The 17,966-nt window shown below is 50.0% G+C and carries 16 protein-coding genes; 8 read left to right on the top strand and 8 right to left on the bottom strand.

Annotated features, from left to right (window positions below):
- The first annotated feature begins 196 nt into the window (after positions 1-196).
- From ABWH99_RS02545 to panB, 6 genes are all read left to right on the top strand, one after another.
- Positions 197-685, top strand: a complete 489-nt coding sequence (locus ABWH99_RS02545; protein ID WP_375584748.1) for a cytidine deaminase — start codon at positions 197-199, stop codon at positions 683-685.
- Positions 682-1,332, top strand: a complete 651-nt coding sequence (locus tag ABWH99_RS02540; RefSeq protein ID WP_375584747.1) for an alpha/beta hydrolase — start codon at positions 682-684, stop codon at positions 1,330-1,332. Before ABWH99_RS02545 ends, ABWH99_RS02540 begins: the two co-directional genes overlap by 4 nt.
- Positions 1,333-1,341: 9 nt before the next feature.
- Positions 1,342-2,598 carry a 3-deoxy-D-manno-octulosonic acid transferase gene (locus ABWH99_RS02535; RefSeq protein ID WP_375584746.1) on the top strand — a complete coding sequence of 419 codons (1,257 nt, stop codon included), beginning with the start codon at positions 1,342-1,344 and terminating at the stop codon, positions 2,596-2,598.
- Entirely contained in the window at positions 2,583-3,509 is a 927-nt protein-coding gene (rsgA, locus tag ABWH99_RS02530; RefSeq protein WP_375584745.1) for a ribosome small subunit-dependent GTPase A, read from the top strand. Before ABWH99_RS02535 ends, rsgA begins: the two co-directional genes overlap by 16 nt.
- A 118-nt stretch (positions 3,510-3,627) precedes the next feature.
- The gene (locus tag ABWH99_RS02525; RefSeq protein ID WP_375586528.1) at positions 3,628-4,134 is read left to right on the top strand and encodes a phosphoribosyltransferase family protein; all 507 of its coding nucleotides are present in this window, start codon (positions 3,628-3,630) and stop codon (positions 4,132-4,134) included.
- Positions 4,135-4,136: 2 nt separating this feature from the next.
- The gene (gene panB / locus ABWH99_RS02520) at positions 4,137-4,958 is read left to right on the top strand and encodes a 3-methyl-2-oxobutanoate hydroxymethyltransferase (protein ID WP_375584744.1); all 822 of its coding nucleotides are present in this window, start codon (positions 4,137-4,139) and stop codon (positions 4,956-4,958) included.
- Here the strand turns inward: panB and ABWH99_RS02515 are convergent.
- The 4 genes from ABWH99_RS02515 to ABWH99_RS02500 all read right to left on the bottom strand — a co-directional run bounded on the left by ABWH99_RS02515 (position 4,952) and on the right by ABWH99_RS02500 (position 10,244).
- Positions 4,952-5,989 carry a hypothetical protein gene (locus ABWH99_RS02515; RefSeq protein WP_375584743.1) on the bottom strand — a complete coding sequence of 346 codons (1,038 nt, stop codon included), beginning with the start codon at positions 5,987-5,989 and terminating at the stop codon, positions 4,952-4,954. The two genes, panB and ABWH99_RS02515, sit on opposite strands and share 7 nt — an antisense overlap.
- Complete coding sequence (locus tag ABWH99_RS02510; RefSeq protein ID WP_375584742.1) at positions 5,953-7,605, bottom strand: PVC-type heme-binding CxxCH protein; 1,653 nt, start codon at positions 7,603-7,605, stop codon at positions 5,953-5,955. The genes ABWH99_RS02515 and ABWH99_RS02510 overlap by 37 nt, the downstream gene beginning before the upstream one ends.
- Before the next feature lie 132 nt (positions 7,606-7,737).
- The gene (locus ABWH99_RS02505) at positions 7,738-8,655 is read right to left on the bottom strand and encodes a sugar phosphate isomerase/epimerase family protein (protein ID WP_375584741.1); all 918 of its coding nucleotides are present in this window, start codon (positions 8,653-8,655) and stop codon (positions 7,738-7,740) included.
- 1,046 nt (positions 8,656-9,701) lie between these two features.
- On the bottom strand, positions 9,702-10,244 hold the full coding sequence (locus ABWH99_RS02500; RefSeq protein WP_375584740.1) for a CAP domain-containing protein: 543 nt from the start codon (positions 10,242-10,244) through the stop codon (positions 9,702-9,704).
- Positions 10,245-10,404: 160 nt separating this feature from the next.
- Here ABWH99_RS02500 and ABWH99_RS02495 point away from each other — a divergent pair, with 160 nt between their 5' ends.
- A complete protein-coding gene (locus ABWH99_RS02495; RefSeq protein ID WP_375584739.1) occupies positions 10,405-12,639 on the top strand; it encodes an NADP-dependent isocitrate dehydrogenase in 2,235 nt (744 codons plus the stop codon).
- Between the two features lie 329 nt (positions 12,640-12,968).
- Here the strand turns inward: ABWH99_RS02495 and ABWH99_RS02490 are convergent, their stop codons facing one another.
- The 4 genes from ABWH99_RS02490 to ABWH99_RS02475 are packed head-to-tail and all read right to left on the bottom strand — an operon-like array spanning position 12,969 to position 16,393.
- On the bottom strand, positions 12,969-13,706 hold the full coding sequence (locus ABWH99_RS02490) for a DUF1080 domain-containing protein (RefSeq protein ID WP_375584738.1): 738 nt from the start codon (positions 13,704-13,706) through the stop codon (positions 12,969-12,971).
- A gap of 4 nt (positions 13,707-13,710) precedes the next feature.
- Positions 13,711-14,139 (bottom strand): c-type cytochrome, encoded by a 429-nt coding sequence (locus ABWH99_RS02485; RefSeq protein ID WP_375584737.1) that lies wholly within the window; start codon positions 14,137-14,139, stop codon positions 13,711-13,713.
- A gap of 17 nt (positions 14,140-14,156) precedes the next feature.
- Positions 14,157-15,212: a sugar phosphate isomerase/epimerase family protein gene (locus ABWH99_RS02480; protein WP_375584736.1), complete on the bottom strand. Its 1,056-nt coding sequence runs from the start codon at positions 15,210-15,212 to the stop codon at positions 14,157-14,159.
- Positions 15,213-15,226: 14 nt separating this feature from the next.
- Positions 15,227-16,393, bottom strand: a complete 1,167-nt coding sequence (locus tag ABWH99_RS02475) for a Gfo/Idh/MocA family protein (protein WP_375584735.1) — start codon at positions 16,391-16,393, stop codon at positions 15,227-15,229.
- Between the two features lie 237 nt (positions 16,394-16,630).
- Here ABWH99_RS02475 and ABWH99_RS02470 point away from each other — a divergent pair, with 237 nt between their 5' ends.
- Positions 16,631-17,911 (top strand): MFS transporter, encoded by a 1,281-nt coding sequence (locus tag ABWH99_RS02470; protein ID WP_375584734.1) that lies wholly within the window; start codon positions 16,631-16,633, stop codon positions 17,909-17,911.
- Positions 17,912-17,966 lie beyond the last annotated feature (55 nt).

Raw genomic sequence — 17,966 nt, 5'->3', positions numbered from 1 at the left:
CTCGCCGATTTGGTTCACTATGTGTCCAAAACTCAAATTTAAGGTAGGCATAAATTCCAGTAAAACGAAAAGCTACGGTACTTATTTGTTCGAAGTTTAAAAGAAAAGTTCAATTTTTGACTCGCTTAATTCAATGCATTTGAGGCAAATTCCAAGTTTTTGCCGTATGTTTAGAAAGCGATAGGCCGAAATACCCATGGAAAAAAACAGGAAAATCAGCAGTAACAGTAGCCTGGAAATTGTACAGCGGGAAGACCTGGACGCCATTCGTCTCAATCTGGCCCATCTGGCCCGAAAGGCGGCGGATTTGGCCTATGCACCCTATTCGAACTTTAGGGTAGGCGCCGCTGTGGTTCTGGAGGACGGACAGACCTTTTGGGCTAACAACCAGGAAAACATTTGCTTTCCCGTGGGCGTCTGCGCAGAAAGAATCCTGCTCGGATACACCCATGCCAATTTTCCGCACCTCAAACCGGAGATATTGGTGATCGCAGCCCTGAAATCAGACAATAGCGGACTGGCAACGGTGACCCCCTGCGGGCTTTGCAGGCAAAGCATCAGTGAATTCGAAATGAAGTTCAAGGCTCCCCTCGAAATCCTGATGTGCCGCCCAGACGATACCCTCCTTCGTGCTTCGGGAATCGATCAGCTTTTGCCTTATAAATTTGAAGACCTGAATCGGTGATAGTACCCCAGTCCCTTACGTATGCCCACCGTCATTTGTATTACCTAAGTCAGCCGATTTCGGGAAAAGAAACCAGCCTTTGGATCGTTTTTCACGGATACGGGCAGCTAGCCAATTATTTCCTGCGAAAGTTTGCACCGTTTACTTCCGAAGATCGGCTGATCGTCGCTCCCGAAGGTCTCAACCGACAGTACCTGAACGGCTTTTCCGGTCGGGTCGGAGCGAATTGGATGACCAAACACGAGCGCTCTACAGCCATCGAGAATACCAATATTTACCTCAACGCCTTGATGAGCGAGCTGCTTGCCCGGCTTCCACACCTTCAAGTGGTACACAGCCTGGGCTTTTCGCAGGGCGCGGCCACCATGAGCCGTTGGATCTGCCAAACGGACATTTCCCTGGACAAGGTGATCTTTTGGGGCGGAGCGCCTGCCTACGACCTGGAACCCGATTTGCTTCGCGAGCAGCTACAAAATTGCCGGGTCCTGGTTGCACGGGGAGAAGCCGATCCATTTCTGGAGACCGAACAATTCCGGGAAGCCCAGGCGCGGATGCTGGAGGCAGGAATACCGGATTTGCGCACGTTTACCTACCCCGGCGGACACGAACTGGAGCCCGCATTGCTCAAACAACTATTTTTGATGTAATTTTGCGGGATGAGCGTGGTATACCATCTGGGCATGTATTTGCTGGACTTTTTGATGAACATCGGAAGTCTGCGATCGAAAAAGCTAAAACAAGCCGTGGAAGGCAGAAAAGAGCTGTTTGATTCCCTCGACCGCTTTCGAAAAAGTCACCCTAGTCCGTTGGTATGGTTCCACGTGGCTTCCCTTGGGGAATACGAACAGGCCAAGCCCGTTATTGCCGCATTTAAGGAAAAATACCCCCTTTGGGCCGTAGCGGTTTCTTTTTTCAGCCCCTCGGGGTACGAACAGGTTCGGAAGAAAAAACAACGCTGGGTAGACTATTTTACCTATATTCCGATCGATACGCCCGTAAACGCCAAAAGATTTGTAGAGACGCTGGCGCCCGATAAGGTCCTTTTTGTAAAATACGACCTTTGGGCAAACCACCTTCGGGAAGTGAAAAAGCGAGGGATTCCTTGTTTTTTGGTTGCCGCGTCGTTTAGAAAGGAACAGGTATACTTTTCCTGGTACGGGGCATTTTTCCGCCGGATTCTTTTCCGCTTCGATTACGTGTATACCCAAAATTCCTCTTCCCTCAAACTATTGGAAAAAATTGGCTACCGGCAGTGTATACAGACCGGCGACCCGCGTTTTGACAACGTAGCCGCGATTCGCCTCCAGCCAACGCCGTTCCCTCGAATTCGAAACAGTATCCACCAGCCCCTCATGGTGCTGGGAAGTGTCTGGCAAGCGGACATGGACCTGCTCATTCCCTGGATGAATCAATCCCAGGACAGGCAGTTTATCCTTGCTCCCCACGATATCAACCCGGCCACCATCCACCGGTGGCAGCAAGCCATCCGGCTCCCTTCCCTTACCTATACGGCGTTTGAATCCGCAGAAACGCCCCCGAATTGGAAGGTATTAATCATCGACAACATCGGCATGCTCTCCTCCCTGTACCAATTTGCTCGATGGGCCTATGTGGGCGGTGCCTTTGGCAAGGGGCTCCACAACATATTGGAGCCGCTGGCATTCGGCATTCCGGTTCTGTTCGGAAAGGTCCGACAGGTCTCTAAATTTCCGGAAGCGGGCATCAGCCAGCAGTACGGTTGCGGGTTTCCCGTCAAAAACGGGAAGGAATTGGCAGAGGTTTTGGAACGGCTGACCGACGCCGCCGCCTACGAAAAAAGCAGGCAAGGGGCAAAAAAGTTGCTCAGGGATAACCTGGGCAGTGCCGAAAAAACCATCGCACACATAAAAACGCTGGAATGGAAGGAAGGGTAATCAAAACCACGGGCTCCTGGTACGCTGTGCAAACCTCCGACGGTCTGCTGAAAGCACGCCTTCGGGGCAAATTCAAACAAGAGGAGCTGAAACTGACCAACCCCATTGCCGTGGGGGATTATGTTCGACTCGACAAAGAAAAAGATCAGGAAACGGCGGTGATTTCGGAAATTCTCCCCCGGGAAAACTACATCATTCGAAAATCAACCCGAAAACAACACTTTTCCCACATCCTGGCCTCCAACATTGACCAGGCCTTCCTAATGGTCACCGTCCGAAACCCCCGGACCTCACTGGGATTCATTGACCGCTTCCTGGTTAGCACCGAAAGTTTTCGCATTCCGGCCACCCTACTGGTCAACAAGGTGGAAACCCTGAGCAAAGAGAAAGACCTGGAATACAAGGAATTGATCCGGGAGCTGTACGAGCCTCTGGGCTATCCGGTACTGGAACTCTCCGCCCTGAGCGATCCGAACCTCAGCGAACGGTTTATCCCCCTGTTAAGAGAAAAGACCACCCTGATCGCCGGACATTCGGGTGTAGGCAAATCCACCTTGCTTAACCGATTGATTCCGCAAGCGCATCAGGCCACTCAGGAGGTCTCCCGATTTTCGTCGAAAGGGGTACATACCACCACCTTTGCCGAAATGTTTCCACTGGCTACGGACAAGGGTTACCTCATCGATACACCCGGCATCAAGGAATTTGGAATCCTGGACATTGGGGAGCAGGAATTGTCGCATTATTTTGTGGAAATGCGCGCGTACCTGGGCCAATGCAAGTACAACAACTGCACCCATGTGAACGAACCGGGGTGCAAAGTCATCGAGCAACTTGAAGCGGGATACATCCACCCCTACCGGTACGAAAGCTACCTGAAAATACTGGACGAAGAGGACAGCCACCGCTAAGAAAATCGGGCCGTTTCCAAAGAATCTATGCTGCGTCGCCAGCGAGTATTTTAGTGCTTTGCTTTGAAAGCAGGGTCTTTTCGGTTAATTTCATTAAAATTTTAACAAAGGCATGGAAATGACGCAACAGGGAAAAACGATGGTATTGAACCATCGACAGATCCAACAAAAAATAACCCGAATCGCCTTCGAAACTTTCGAAAGGAATGCAGAAAAAGAGGTGCTGGTAGTGGCAGGCCTCACGGGAATGGGTTATGTGCTGGCCGAACGAGTGGTCGAAAAACTGCGGGAAATTGCACCCATCCGCCTGCATCTTATCAAAGTAGACCTGGATAAATCTCAGCCAAACATACACGAGGTGCACCTCTCCGAACAGGTACCCCTGAAGGATGCGGCCGTCATTCTGGTGGACGATGTGTTGAATACCGGAAAAACCCTTGCCTATGCCATGGTTCCTTTCCTGGAAGCCGGGGTAAGGCAGATGGAAGTGCTGGTCCTGGTAAACCGAAGCCATAAGTTGTACCCGGTAGCTCCCGATTACACGGGTTTTGAATTGGCCACCACCCTTAGCGAACACATTACCGTAGATTTAAACGCCGACGCATCCACCGTTCACCTGCACTAGCCATGTCTGTAGATCAATCCTCCCATTTGAAGCGGATCACCACCCACATCCTGCAGGAAATGAAAAAGCGGAACGAGAAAATTTCCATGCTCACCGCCTACGATTTTTCCATGGCCGAAATTGTAGATGCGGCCGGTATCAACATGATATTGGTCGGGGACTCGGCTTCCAATGTCATGGCAGGCCATGAAACCACCTTGCCGATTACCCTGGATCAAATGATTTACCATGCCACTTCAGTGGTGCGGGCGGTGCAAAGGGCATTGGTAGTCGTGGACATCCCCTTTGGCTCGTATCAGGGCAACAGCTCCGAAGCCCTACGATCCGCCATCCGTATCATGAAGGAGTCCGGCGCTCATGCCGTAAAGGTGGAGGGGGGCGCAGAGATCAAAGAATCGGTGGTCCGGATTTTAAGTGCTGGTGTGCCGGTTATGGGTCATTTGGGCCTTACCCCTCAATCGATCTATAAGTTTGGCACGTACACCGTCCGGGCCAAAGAAAAAGACGAAGCCAACAAATTGCTGGAAGATGCAAAAATACTGGAGGCATGTGGCTGCTTTGCACTGGTCCTGGAAAAAATTCCCGCCAAACTGGCCAAAAAAGTAGCCGCGCAGGTGGCCATTCCCGTCATTGGGATAGGAGCTGGCCCGGATGTGGACGGGCAGGTGCTGGTATTGCACGATATGCTGGGCATCACCCAGGAATTTCAGCCCCGCTTTCTCCGGCAATATGCCGATATCCGCAGCACCATGCTGGAGGCGGTCAACAATTACATCAAAGATGTAAAAGCAAAGGACTTTCCCAACGAAAAAGAAAGCTACTGACTTTCCAGAAAGGCCAGTAAATCCTTCAGGTCCTGATTGCTAAGGCGCCTTTCCAGGCCTTCGGGCATCAGGGATGCCTTTGATAGACCGTATTCCGAAACATCCGCTTTCTTTACCCGGATAAACCCTTCTGCCTGGGTATACAACTTGATGCCTTCGTCCCCCACATCTATTTGCCTGCCTTCATAGCGGGTACCGTCTTTCATTGCCAGGTACCAGCCTTGCCATTCCGGGCTCATTTCCTCGGATGGCAACAGTATGGAACCAATTAGTCCCTTTCTGTCCTTTGATTTGCCTACATTGCTCAGGTCGGGTCCGAGGTCCCCGCCCCGGCCTTCCGCCAGATGACAGGTGGAGCAAAGCGAAGTATTGGAATAAAAGACCCTCCTGCCCCGGTCCGGATCGGCGGGGCCTGCAAGCAGAGCGTGCCACGCTTCCAAATCCCGCGGATCGGGTCGTTTGCTGGTATCCTGTGACAGGGCCAGCATCAGTTGCTGCCGCAGGCCTTCGCTGTCACAACTGCTTCCGTCGTTCAATACCCGTTCCATGGCTAGTTTCACCTCATCTTGTCCGGTTTTGTCCCGCAGGTACCTTGCTGCGGCTATGGCCAGATTTTCACTAGACACTTCCAATAGGGGAATAACTTCCCTCCAGGCCTGAAGAGGTTGGCGGGAGAGGGCGGAAAGTGATTCTGCACGTACCTCGATCGGCCTATCGGCTGACAGACTGACCTGAAGCAGGGCTTCGGCTACTTCCGGGTCAGGTAGTTGGGCAAGGGTCTGAATAATTTCCATCAGCAGCTGCTCCTCTTTTTCAAGGGATAAAAATTCCAGCAGAAGGTCTTTCTGCATCGCCGGATCTTCCAGGTAGCGGAGGGCATGGGCCCTCATCGGTGATGGCTGGGAGGAATCAGAAACTATATCAGCAATGAAGCCCTCCGGTAGTTTCAAGGGGATCCGTTTGGAAATTTCTTCCTTTCGGGAAATGTATGCGTTTAAAAACTCTGGCTCCAGGAGTTTAACCGTTTCCAAATCAGGTTTTCGAATAATGGCGTCGTAAACTCGCCGGTGGTAAGGGCCAATTCCAGATTTGCTCGTTGAGAGACCAATCCCTGGCTACCGATCCATATCAGTGCCATTTTTCGGATCTCAGGATCAGGATCTTTCAAAAATTGACCTGCAAGTTGAGCCCCATCGGGATGTTTCGATTCCTTCAGGGCCAACAATACGCCTAGCCGCACTTCCGGGGAATCGTGCCGCATGGATTGCACCAGTTTTTCCCGGTGCATTTCTTTGCTTAACCCGATCACAGCAGCATGTCTTACAAAGGGATCATCCGATAGCAGGTTGTTGAAATGCCGATCAAAAGGAGTGGAGTCTGAAAGCAATTGGTTTAACTGTTTCACCTTTTCATTGGCTTTTGGGGGATCATACAGGCTTCTTTGGGCTAAAAGTTTTGTATTTTCTTTTGCCGAAAGCTTCCATACCTTACCTTTTCCGTGATTGGGGTACACCCGTTCTACCCAATCGGTAAAATAGATCGTGCCCTTACTATCAGCGGCAAAAGCCACCGGCCTGAAGTCCTTGCCTCCCTGCAGGATTACCTCTGTAGCTCCCGTTACCGACAGTCCATTTTCCTTCGTAGTGATGCGGACAATGCTGCTTTCCTCCCAAATGGTACAAAGCATTTGATCATCGTAATCCCGGGGTAACCTGCCCAGGTTGGCGTTCAAGAGTCCGGAAGGCGATTCTCCCAAGGAGACCGCATACGGTAAGGTACCCGGCAATTCCCCATTCCAGGCCAGATAGGGGTGGATACCGCTTCCGCCAAACAAGGACTGGTAGCCAAAGTCGGAGCCTTTTACCGCATGTACCAGGCGATTGGGGCCGCGGCTGTCGGGGTCGTTATCCGCTACCAGCAAGCGGCCGTAGTTGTCAAACTTCAGGTCAAACGGATTCCAATAGCCGGTGGAAAAGATTTCAGGTTCGGAGCCATCTGTTTTGGCACGGATGATATTGCCCCCATCTCCATAACCCGATACTTCCTTGCCATCACTTCCCTGAAAAATCCAGTAGGCTGCTCCGGTGTTGCCCCGGCCAATGTACATATATCCTTCCCTGTCAAAGGTGATGCTCAGGATGGCTGCATGGGCATAGACTTGTTTGGGTTGGGTAAAGGCCATGAGTTTTTCACGTCGCTCACTGATGCCATCCTTGTCTTCATCGTAGAATTTCCAGACCTCCCTGGAAGTAACCGCGTAGAGGTACCCTTCCGGGGAAAAAGCCAAATTGAGGCCCTCCACAAGTTCTTCGGCAAAAAGGGTTTCCTGGTCCCAGCTGCCGTCACCATTGCTGTCCTCGTACACCTTGATCCGATCACTATCGGGACCCGGGTAATCGGATGGCCGTAAGTGCGTGTGGGACTCCAGGACGTAGACCCGATCCTGCGCATCCACTGCGATGCCGACAGGAGTGACAATCTCCGGGTCCTGCTTCATCAGCGTGAGTTCCAGCCGCTCGTCCAAAACGGTGACTCCCTCCACTACCCTTGGCCCGGACGTTTCCTCGTGGCTTCCACAGGAGAAAATAACAGGTACCGTTAACATGATTCGTAGAAATAGGAATAGCTCTGGTTTATTTAATGGCATATCGGTGTTGTTTGTTCTTTCTGAAACGCTGAGTAAATGAAACCTGACAGATTTTACGCTTTCTTATTTTTTCATGGGTTTTTATTCATCAAAACGCAACTAAGATCAGCGGATGATGGCATAAAGCAATCACTATTTCTGGTATTTTTCGAACAATTGGTAGGCCCGGGTCAGGTCATTTACCAGGGTAGCCTCATTGATTGGTGGTGCCATTTCTACCAGCAGGTAGCCTTCATAGCCATGTTCCAGCATTTTCTGAATGACACCATCATTGTCAGTAACTCCCTGGCCAAAGTTCACCACTTTGTGAACGCCCATTTTTTCGGTGTCCTTGATGTCTATGTGTAGGATTTTTTCGTGAAATCTATCTACCACCTCCATCAGGTCCACATGGGAACCATTGAAATGGGCATTGTCCATGCAAATGCCCACATGAGCCGAATCGACCGCTTCGAAAATTTTTTCGTAGTCCTCAATGAATTCAATATTATTATTGGCGTGGTTTTCCAGCAGGAGCAGTACGTCCATTTCTTCGGCAGCAGGAGCCAATTCACGCACGATTTCCACGACGGCTTCGGGGCCTCCGGCTTTCCCCCTTCCGGAGCCGGTAAATTTCACCCTGCGGCAGCCAAGTTGCTTGGCCGCCTGCATGTTCCAGAGTTTGTGGGTCACATCCTTGATGATATTTCCCTCGGCGCCGAAGGAACTGCCCTGTACGCAGATGGGTGTCAGGTGGTGCCGCTCGCAGCGCTCCTGTATGCTGCGGATACCCGATGGGGTAAGGTTTCTGGCATACCAGCAGTTGAACTCCACATTTTTAAAGGGGAGTTGGGGAATGATTTCGAAGGCTTTCTCAAAGTTCTCGTCCCCAAAACCGTCGCAGGTAATGGTGGCGATGGCCAATTCTACTTTTTTTGCCGGGCTTGACGAGTCAGGAAGATTTCTCAGCGAATCGGGCGGAAAAGATGCCAGGCTTGCCAGGCCCAAACCTGCTTTTTTAAGAAATTTACGCCGGTCATGCGTTGAATCCTGAAGGTTTACGTTTTTCATGCGCTGCTTTTTATAGTTCCCTAAAATACTAAAAATTAAGATCAGCAAACGTTTTTTTACGGCTTTAATCCCAGGTATACCGTTAACCAAGGATCATGGAACGCAGGCCCAATCAACCCGTCCTTCCATCCCTAACCTGACTAAAGTTTGTATTTACCCCACGGGTATCCGTTGACAATCGAAATCGGAGGCACTTTGAAATGGCGGATACCGTAGAAAAGCTGTATGGATTCTCGTTCGGTACGGGGTTCAGCTTTCGCCATGGCAAATGGCTCTTTTCTGAGTCTTATCTGTTTACGATACGGAAGATAACAGGCTGAAGCGACATGCTTCACCCATTCGTTCATCTGCCTAATCTGTGGTGCAATCTTTGTTTTTACCACCGATTCGCACCGATTTTCACAGATTTTTTAAGGGCCAGGATTGACCTCACTCAATAGCACTCTCCGCCCCTTTTTTAATCTGTGTACATCTGCGTAAGCTGTGGTGCATCCCTTTCTCTTAACCACAGATTTTTATACTTTTTGCCATTTAAAAGCCGAGCTGGAATGGGTGTGGTTTGTAACCACATTCCTAATATACGTTGGCATACGAAACCTCAGGCAGCTGCAGTGCCGGATCGTAACGGAAAGCTATAATGAATTTCGATACAAAAAACAATCAGTTTTAGCCATTGCAAATGGCTTTCGGGCGGCTCCTATCGGTTTATAACTTCGGAGGTGTCAGGGTGAAAGGACATACTGCACCCAGCACCAGTCTTCACCCCGTCTCAATTCTTTTTTCCTGACTGGGTGTAGATTGTATCTACATCCCTTATATTACTTAACTTAAGCGACTGAGGCATTTGCAATGCCGGGTATATGGTCAGAACGTTAGGGAAATCATTTCTGAAAGCTTGTACATTTAGCCATTGCAAATGGCTTTCGGGCGGTTCTTATCTGTTTAGACTCCGAAAATACCAGAGTGAAGTAGCAAAGTTCACCCAGAAAACTATTCTTTATCTATATCAATCTGAGCTATTTGGAGTGCTCTTTTTCGATAAGGATTTAAGGAATATCCTCCATCTCCCCAAACCAGACCACCGCATATTCCTTATAGATTCCCACGCCCATAGCTTTCCAGTTGGCCGCATTAAATGGTGGCAAATTGGCCAGGACAGCATGGTGACCCGGGCTTTTTTTCCAGACTTCCAGGGCCTCTTCCGGCTGGGCGGCGGCAGAGTGCCAGTAGGCAATTTCGTAACCGGGGCTATCGTATCCGGCGATTTCCTTAGGCTTGTCCCACATGCAGTTGGGGTCCTTGTGATTGTCGGTATAGCAGCAGTCCGTCCAGGGCCCTTCCCTGGACCAGGAGTGCATGTTGCAGCGCTTGTTGGGACGGTAGTTTTCCATCAGGTCCCGTGCGTGGACTTTTGCAACTTTGCTCAATGCCGCCGAAAAAGGGACGGCAGGAAGGCTCCGGCTTTCCCGGTACCGATTGATTGCGTCAAAAAGTTCCTTTTCCTTCGGCGAATCCTGGAAGGGGCTCGGATTGCGGGGTGCAAGGCCTCCGACACAAACCCACCAAAAAAGCATCAAATACCCTATCATTTGGCCATCATTTTTGGAAGAATAAACGTCGCCGGCCCACAAATGTTATCCCCTCACAAAATTGGTGCATTCTGTACCATCGGTCTTTTTATACGGTTTTTTTTCGTATTTTAGCGCCTCAATTGAATCAGGCGTTCATTTTTAACGAAATCGAAAAATAATGAGTGACAAAACCCCTAAAATTCTTTATACCCTTACCGATGAGGCACCGGCTTTGGCCACCTACTCTTTATTGCCCATCATCAAAGCATTCACGGATTCGGCTGGAGTGGTGGTAGAGACCCGGGACATCTCCCTTTCCGGAAGAATCATCGCCACCTTCCCGGAATTTTTAACACCCGATCAGCGGATCAACGATGCACTGGCAGAATTGGGCGATATCGCCAAAACGCCGGAGGCCAATATCGTAAAACTCCCCAACATCAGTGCTTCCATCCCTCAGTTGAAAGCTGCGATCAAGGAACTGCAGTCCCAGGGCTATGCCCTTCCGGACTATCCGGACGATCCCAAAAACGAACAGGAAAAAAACATTCGAAGCAAATACGACAAGGTGAAGGGCTCCGCCGTGAACCCCGTATTGCGGGAAGGAAATTCAGACCGCCGGGCACCGCAAGCCGTTAAGCAATTTGCCCGAAAAAACCCGCACAGCATGGGAAAATGGTCAGCGGAATCCAAGTCCCATGTATCCAGTATGAGCGAAGGGGATTTTTACGGCAGTGAAAAATCACTGACCCTCCCAGCCGCAACCAGTGTATCCATTCAGTTGCACCAGGCCGATGGAAAGGTCACCACCCTTAAAGAAGGGCTGGCATTGCAGGAGAGCGAAATAATCGATGCCGCCGTGCTAAGTACCCGCATTCTGCGCGCGTTTTTGCAGGAGCAAAAAGCCGAAGCCAGGAAACAAGGGGTCCTGTTTTCCCTGCACCTGAAAGCCACCATGATGAAGGTGTCGGATCCGATTATTTTTGGCCATGCCGTGACGGTATTCTTCGCGCCTGTGTTTGAAAAGCACGCCGAAACACTCAAAGAATTGGGCGTAGATCCAAACAACGGTTTCGGTGACCTGATCGCCTCCCTGGAAAAATTGCCGGCAGACAAACGAAAAGCCATTGAAGCCGATATCGAGGCCTGCTATGCCGACAGTCCGGACCTGGCCATGGTCAATTCCGACAAGGGCATCACCAACCTCCACGTGCCTAGTGACGTAATCATCGATGCTTCCATGCCGGCCATGATCCGCAGCAGCGGAAAGATGTGGAACAAAAACAACCAATTGCAGGATACGAAGGCGATCATTCCGGACCGTTGTTATGCCGGTGTGTATCAGGAAACCATCGATTTCTGCAGGGAAAACGGGGCCTTTGACCCCACCACCATGGGTTCCGTACCCAATGTGGGACTAATGGCCCAAAAAGCCGAAGAATACGGCTCGCACGACAAGACCTTTGAAATCGCCTCCGATGGCATCGTGACCGTATCGGACGATAGCGGAAAAATACTGCTGGAGCACCCCGTGGAAAAAGGAGATATCTGGAGAATGTGCCAGGTAAAGGATGCGCCGGTACAAGATTGGGTGAAACTTGCCGTCAACCGTGCCAAAGCCACCGGGGCACCGGCCGTATTCTGGCTGGATAAGGACCGGGCACACGATGCTCAGCTGATACAGAAAGTAGAAACGTACCTGAAAGACCATGATACCGAGGGGCTGGACATTCGCATCCTTTCTCCGGTAGCTGCCACGCGCTTCTCGTTGGAACGCCTGAAAGCTGGAGAAGACACCATATCGGTCACAGGGAATGTTTTGAGAGACTACCTGACGGACTTGTTTCCAATCCTGGAGTTGGGTACCAGTGCCAAGATGCTGTCCATCGTACCCCTGATGAATGGGGGCGGCTTGTTTGAGACCGGTGCCGGTGGTTCCGCTCCCAAGCACGTGCAGCAATTTGTGGAAGAAGGGCATCTCCGCTGGGACTCTCTGGGTGAATTTCTGGCGCTAGCCGTCTCCCTGGACCACCTGGGAGATACCTTCGCTAACAAGCGGGCCAAGGTATTGGGGAAAACCCTGGATCAGGCCACGGCGAAGTTCCTGGAAAATGGAAAGTCTCCCTCCAGGAAAGTCAATGAAATAGACAACCGGGGCAGTCATTTTTACCTGGCGATGTATTGGGCGGAGGCCCTGGCCAATCAGGACGAGGACGAAGCCTTGAAAAAAATATTTGGTCCCGTAGCCAGGGAGATGGTAGCAAAAGAACAAGCCATCAATGAGGAGTTGATCGCAGCGCAGGGCAAGCCCATGGATATCGGTGGCTATTACCGGCCCGATGGGGAAAAGACCTCCAAATTGATGCGGCCCAGTGCTACGTTGAATAAGATACTGGAATCCATTGTCGCTTAGTTTAATTACTTACACCTTACTTAAAAAAAGCCGCTGAAATCAGCGGCTTTTTGCTTTTGTAAAAATACGCGAAAAAACCCCCCTCGCCCCCTTGAAAAGGGGGAATAGCGGTAAGGCTGCTTTCAAGCTGGATTTTATCCAATCCAACGGGCTGAAGGAACTCTATCGTGATTCCGTATCCGTAAATTCAAACGTATCCAAATCCCCCTTACCAAGGGGGAAACAGGGGGATTTACTACCAAAATAGAAAATCGATCGAGAAATATACCTTTCATTCCCAAAAAAAAGCCGCTTTAATCAGCGGCTTTTTTTGCTTATACTAACTACTATCACAATCTTTTAATCCGGATATTCCTGAACCAGACATCGTCATTGTGATCCTGCAAGGCGATTTTACCTTCCTTAAAGGTAGCAAAATCCTCCCATTGCTTGAATTTACTATCGGCAACCATGGCCTTCCAGGCATCGTCCCAGAGTGTGGTTTCCACTGTTTTTACACCATTCAGAAAGAACTGCAGTTGCCCATCTTGAACTTTGATTTCCGTGAGATTCCACTCTCCTACCGGTTTGGCGGCCTCCTCGGAGGATTCGATCAGGTCGTACAAGTCCCCGGTGCGGTGGGTCACGATCTGCCCGTCGCGGTGGCCGTCGTTATCGAGCAACTGGTATTCCGGACCCGTATGGTAGGGAGCGCCGTAATTTCCATTGTCCTGCACGTGAAACATGATGCCACTGTTCCCATTTTCAGAAATCTTCCATTCGATCTGAAAGTGAAAATCCTCATAGGTATCTCGGGTCACCAAATCTCCTCCGGTAGCACCTTCTTTTTTCTTTTCCGAATTAAAGTACAGTACACCGTCTGCCGCCTCCCAGGCCTCTCCAGGCTGATCTTTTCCGTATCCTGTCCAGCCGGTAAGGCTGTTGCCATCAAAAAGGCTGATCCATTCTTCTTCCGTCACGATAATTTCTTCGATTTGTTCGTCAGAGGCGGTATTTTCCTGGGTTCCGGGGCCACAGCCCCAAACCAACAGCGAACCCAACGCCAACGACAGCGGTAGTTTTCTCATCTTCTTATTTCTTTAGCAAGAGTACGTAGCGAACCAAGTCCTTGGCATCGTCTTCAGACAAAGCCGGATGCGCCGGCATGGGAATTTCTCCCCAGACTCCAACGTTCCCTGCGATCACGCGTCCGGCGAGCATTTCCACGTTTTCTTCCGTCGTTTCATATTTGGCAGCTACGTCCGCGTAGGAAGGCCCGACGATTTTACGTTCGATCATGTGGCAACTCGGGCAGTCGTTTTGCTTCATCAACTCCACACCACGGATAAAAATGGGATCGTCTTTGTACTTTTCCTCCAGGCTGATTTCCTTCACCGGTTCCGGTGCAGCAGGCGCGCTAGAAGAAGAAGCAGATTCCGAGCTGTTACCAGAACCACCACAGGATACAGCCATCATTGATCCGGCAATGAGGGCCAGGCTTAATTTAAGATTTAATTTCATTGTTCGTTATAAATAGATTAATTGATTCCTAATATTTTTTTGTTCAATCCCTCGTCTGCTCCCGTAGAAGCAAAGTCATCAAAGGTTTTCTCGGTTACCCGGATGATCTTTTCACTAATGAATTTGGCACCTTCAATAGCACCGTTTTCCGGGTGCTTCAAAGCGCATTCCCATTCCAACACGGCCCATCCATCAAAATCATACTGTGATAACTTGCTGAAAATGGCATTGAAATCCACCTGCCCGTCACCAAGGGAACGAAACCGCCCGGCGCGTTCTACCCAGCTGGAATAACCGCCATAGACACCCTGACGTCCGGTAGGATTGAACTCCGCATCTTTGACGTGAAACATTTTGATACGGTCTTTGTAAATGTCGATAAACTCCAAATAGTCCAGGCATTGCAAAACAAAATGACTGGGATCGTACAAGATATTGGCTCTTTTGTGGTAGTTTACCTTTTCGAGAAAGCGCTCGAAGGTGACTCCGTCGTGCAGGTCCTCTCCGGGATGTAGCTCGTAGCACACATCCACTCCCTGTTTATCAAACTCGTCCAGGATGGGCAACCATCGTTTGGCTAGTTCTTCAAAGCCGGTTTCCACCAGACCTGCGGGACGCTGGGGCCAGGGATACACCGTATGCCACATCAATGCGCCGCTAAACGATGCGTGGGTGGTCATCCCGAAATTTTTTGAAGCTTTGGCAGCCCACATCAATTGCTGAGTAGCCCACTGTTGCTTTCCTTTCAGATCCCCAGCCAATTCCGCCGGCGCAAAAGCGTCGAATAGTTCGTTATAGGCAGGATGAACAGCCACCAATTGCCCCTGTAGGTGGGTGGAAAAATCCGAAATCTCTACACCGGCCTCTTTAACGGTAGCCTTGATTTCGTTCACATATTCCATGTCCTCTGCCGCCCGCTGCAGGTCTATCAACCGGGCATCCCAGGTCGGAATTTGAACGGCCTTGTAGCCAATGCTTGCTGCCCAGGTACAAATGTCTTTCAGGTTATTAAAAGGTGCGGTATCGTCCGCAAATTGAGCCAAAAATAAGGCGGGTCCTTTAATGGTTTTCATAAGGGTTCGTTGTTTTAAAGTTCAAATTTAGTCCATTTTTCATTAGATTTCCCACTTTTCACGACATGTTCTACAAAGGCCATGCCGCGCAGTCCATCTTCCGCGCCGGGGAAATCTTCCCATTCTTTTTTGGGAGTCTCTCCATTTTTGCGCGCGTACAGACAGCGGGCAAAATTACGGTAAAGGTTGGCAAATGCTTCCAGGTAGCCTTCCGGATGCCCGCCTGGGGTCCGGAGATTTTCCATCGACCAGGAAGACAAATAGGGAATATTGCCTCCGGTCCGATACACCTGATCGGGTGCTTCGGGGTGTCGCACGATCAGCGTGTTGGCATTGTCTTGCTCCCATTCCAAACCAGCCTTATCTCCAAACACTCGGATTTTGATATTGTTTTCAGCACCCGTGGCTATTTGCGTCGCCATCAAGACACCTGAAGCGCCGTTATCAAATTTGAGCAGAACTGCACCGTCATCATCCAGGGTCCTTCCTTCCACCACGATGTTCAGATCGGCACACAACTTGGTCAGCTTCAGTCCACTTACGTACTCCGCCAGATTAAAGGCATGGGTACCGATGTCCCCCATGCAATTGGCAATGCCACTTTTGGAGGGGTCGGTTCGCCAGATCGCTTGTTTGTAATCCGTCTTTTCCAGGCTGGTCCACAGCCAGCCTTGCGGGTATTCGACGTACACCTTCCGAATTTCTCCCAGGACTCCCGAAGCAATCAGGTGTCGGGCTTCCTTTACCATGGGGTACCCGGTATACGTATGCGTCAGGCAAAACAGCAGGCCTGTCTCCTCAATAATTTTATTGAGCGTTTTCGCCTCCTCGTAATTAAAGGTCATGGGCTTGTCCAATACCACATGAAAGCCATTTTCCAGCGCTTTTTTGGTCGGATCAAAGTGAACGTGGTTGGGCGTGACGATGGCAACGAAATCTATTCGGTCTGCCTCTGGCAACTGCTTTTCTTTTTCAAACATCTCGTCGTAGGAGCCGTAGACCCGCGTTGCAGGCAAAAACAGTTCCTTACCCGTTTCAGCGGATTTCTCCGGGCTGCTGCTAAACGCTCCTGCAGCCAATTCGATCATGCCGTCCATTGCTGCGGATATCCGGTGTACGGCTCCGATAAAAGAGCCCGGTCCGCCACCGATCATGCCCATTTTAAGTTTTCTGTTGCTCATTCGTCCAATCTTTGGTTTTTTGGTTTTTAAAGTTCCAGTATAACGTCTATATTTCTAAGGGAATAGGCGAAATCAAGGTCCCCTACCGAACCTGAGTACGGCCCGGTTTATTGGTTTCCTTACTTTCTGAAGTGATAAATTTACATTAAATTGGCTTAATTTTAAATATTTCCCAGAATAGTTTGAAGGTCGGTACCTACCGCTTTTCAACAGACAAAAAACATAATTCGACCTACCATGACAACTGCCAACCGATTTAAGCTTTCCCTGATGATGTTTTTGGAGTTTTTTGTCTGGGGCTCCTGGTACGTGACCCTGGGTACGTTCCTGGGAAATAACCTGGAAGCCAACGGGGCACAGCTCGCCGCAGCATTTTCTACCCAGTCATTCGGTGCCATCATCGCTCCTTTTATAATAGGACTAATCGCCGACCGGTACTTCAATGCAGAAAAAATTCTTAGCGTGCTGCACTTACTCGGAGCCGTACTGATGTACCTGATGTATCAAGCGGAAAGTTTCACCGCGTTTTACCCCTTTGTACTGGTATACATGCTTATTTACATGCCCACGCTTGCATTGGCCAATTCGGTTTCCTTCAGCCAAATGAAAGACCCCTCCACCGAGTTTAGTAGCATTCGGGTATGGGGTACCATCGGCTGGATTGCCTCGGGTCTGATGATCAGTTATTTCTTTGTGTGGGACAGTCCGGGAGCCATCGGCGAAGGCGCGCTGCGCAATACATTTCTGATGGCCTCTATTTCATCGGTGGTATTGGGCCTGTTTGCGTTGAGCCTGCCGGCTACGCCTCCCGCTACCAAGCGTGCGGGAAAACAAACCCTGTCCGACCTGCTGGGCCTGGATGCCCTGAAACTCCTTAAAGACAAGGATTTCGCTATATTCTTTGTGTCCTCCGTCCTCATTTGCATCCCATTGGCTTTTTATTATCAAAACGCCAATCCGTTTTTATCGGAAGTGGGGCTTGCCAATCCAACCGGAAAAATGACGATTGGACAGGTTTCGGAAGTACTTTTTCTGCTTCTCATGCCCTTCTTTTTCCGAAAGTTTGGGCTAAAGGTCACACTGATAGTCGGCATGTTGGCCTGGGTAGTACGCTACGTGCTGTTTGCATTCGGAGATGCGGGTGAGGGCACCTATCTCTTGCTTATCGGCATCGCCCTGCACGGCATTTGCTACGATTTCTTCTTCGTATCGGGACAAATCTACACCGACTCCAAAGCCGGGCCGCGGTACAAAAGCGCCGCACAGGGGTTGATTACGCTAGCAACCTACGGCATCGGAATGCTGATCGGTTTTTGGATCGCTGGCATCGTGTCAGACCTGTATTTTGATGGTACCGTACACCAGTGGGAGAACATTTGGCTGATTCCTTCCGGGATTGCCCTGCTTGTTACGATCCTGTTTACCTTTTTCTTTACGGACAACGATTTTCGAAAAGCCAATGCCCTGCGAAAGCAGGAGAAAAACATTCAGGAATCCAGTAAGTTATCCTTAGAGTAGAAATAAATAAACCTAATTTAGAGCAATTATAAATTGAGAAATGGAAAAAGAGGAA

This window comes from Cyclobacterium xiamenense, assembly GCF_042140265.1.
GTDB classification, from domain to species: Bacteria; Bacteroidota; Bacteroidia; order Cytophagales; family Cyclobacteriaceae; genus Cyclobacterium; species Cyclobacterium xiamenense_A.
Note: the sequence above shows the minus strand (reverse complement) of the source record. Positions and strands in the feature narration are given on the sequence as shown.

Excerpts from the sequence above, each read along its gene's own strand:
- ABWH99_RS02545 (WP_375584748.1), top strand. The coding sequence starts at position 197 with ATGGAAAAAAACAGGAAAATCAGCAGTAACAGTAGCCTGGAAATTGTA.
- ABWH99_RS02535 (WP_375584746.1), top strand. The coding sequence starts at position 1,342 with ATGAGCGTGGTATACCATCTGGGCATGTATTTGCTGGACTTTTTGATG.
- rsgA (WP_375584745.1), top strand. The coding sequence starts at position 2,583 with ATGGAAGGAAGGGTAATCAAAACCACGGGCTCCTGGTACGCTGTGCAA.
- ABWH99_RS02525 (WP_375586528.1), top strand. The coding sequence starts at position 3,628 with ATGACGCAACAGGGAAAAACGATGGTATTGAACCATCGACAGATCCAA.
- panB (WP_375584744.1), top strand. The coding sequence starts at position 4,137 with ATGTCTGTAGATCAATCCTCCCATTTGAAGCGGATCACCACCCACATC.
- ABWH99_RS02510 (WP_375584742.1), bottom strand. The coding sequence starts at position 7,605 with ATGCCATTAAATAAACCAGAGCTATTCCTATTTCTACGAATCATGTTA.
- ABWH99_RS02505 (WP_375584741.1), bottom strand. The coding sequence starts at position 8,655 with ATGAAAAACGTAAACCTTCAGGATTCAACGCATGACCGGCGTAAATTT.
- ABWH99_RS02500 (WP_375584740.1), bottom strand. The coding sequence starts at position 10,244 with ATGATAGGGTATTTGATGCTTTTTTGGTGGGTTTGTGTCGGAGGCCTT.
- ABWH99_RS02495 (WP_375584739.1), top strand. The coding sequence starts at position 10,405 with ATGAGTGACAAAACCCCTAAAATTCTTTATACCCTTACCGATGAGGCA.
- ABWH99_RS02490 (WP_375584738.1), bottom strand. The coding sequence starts at position 13,706 with ATGAGAAAACTACCGCTGTCGTTGGCGTTGGGTTCGCTGTTGGTTTGG.
- ABWH99_RS02485 (WP_375584737.1), bottom strand. The coding sequence starts at position 14,139 with ATGAAATTAAATCTTAAATTAAGCCTGGCCCTCATTGCCGGATCAATG.
- ABWH99_RS02480 (WP_375584736.1), bottom strand. The coding sequence starts at position 15,212 with ATGAAAACCATTAAAGGACCCGCCTTATTTTTGGCTCAATTTGCGGAC.
- ABWH99_RS02475 (WP_375584735.1), bottom strand. The coding sequence starts at position 16,393 with ATGAGCAACAGAAAACTTAAAATGGGCATGATCGGTGGCGGACCGGGC.
- ABWH99_RS02470 (WP_375584734.1), top strand. The coding sequence starts at position 16,631 with ATGACAACTGCCAACCGATTTAAGCTTTCCCTGATGATGTTTTTGGAG.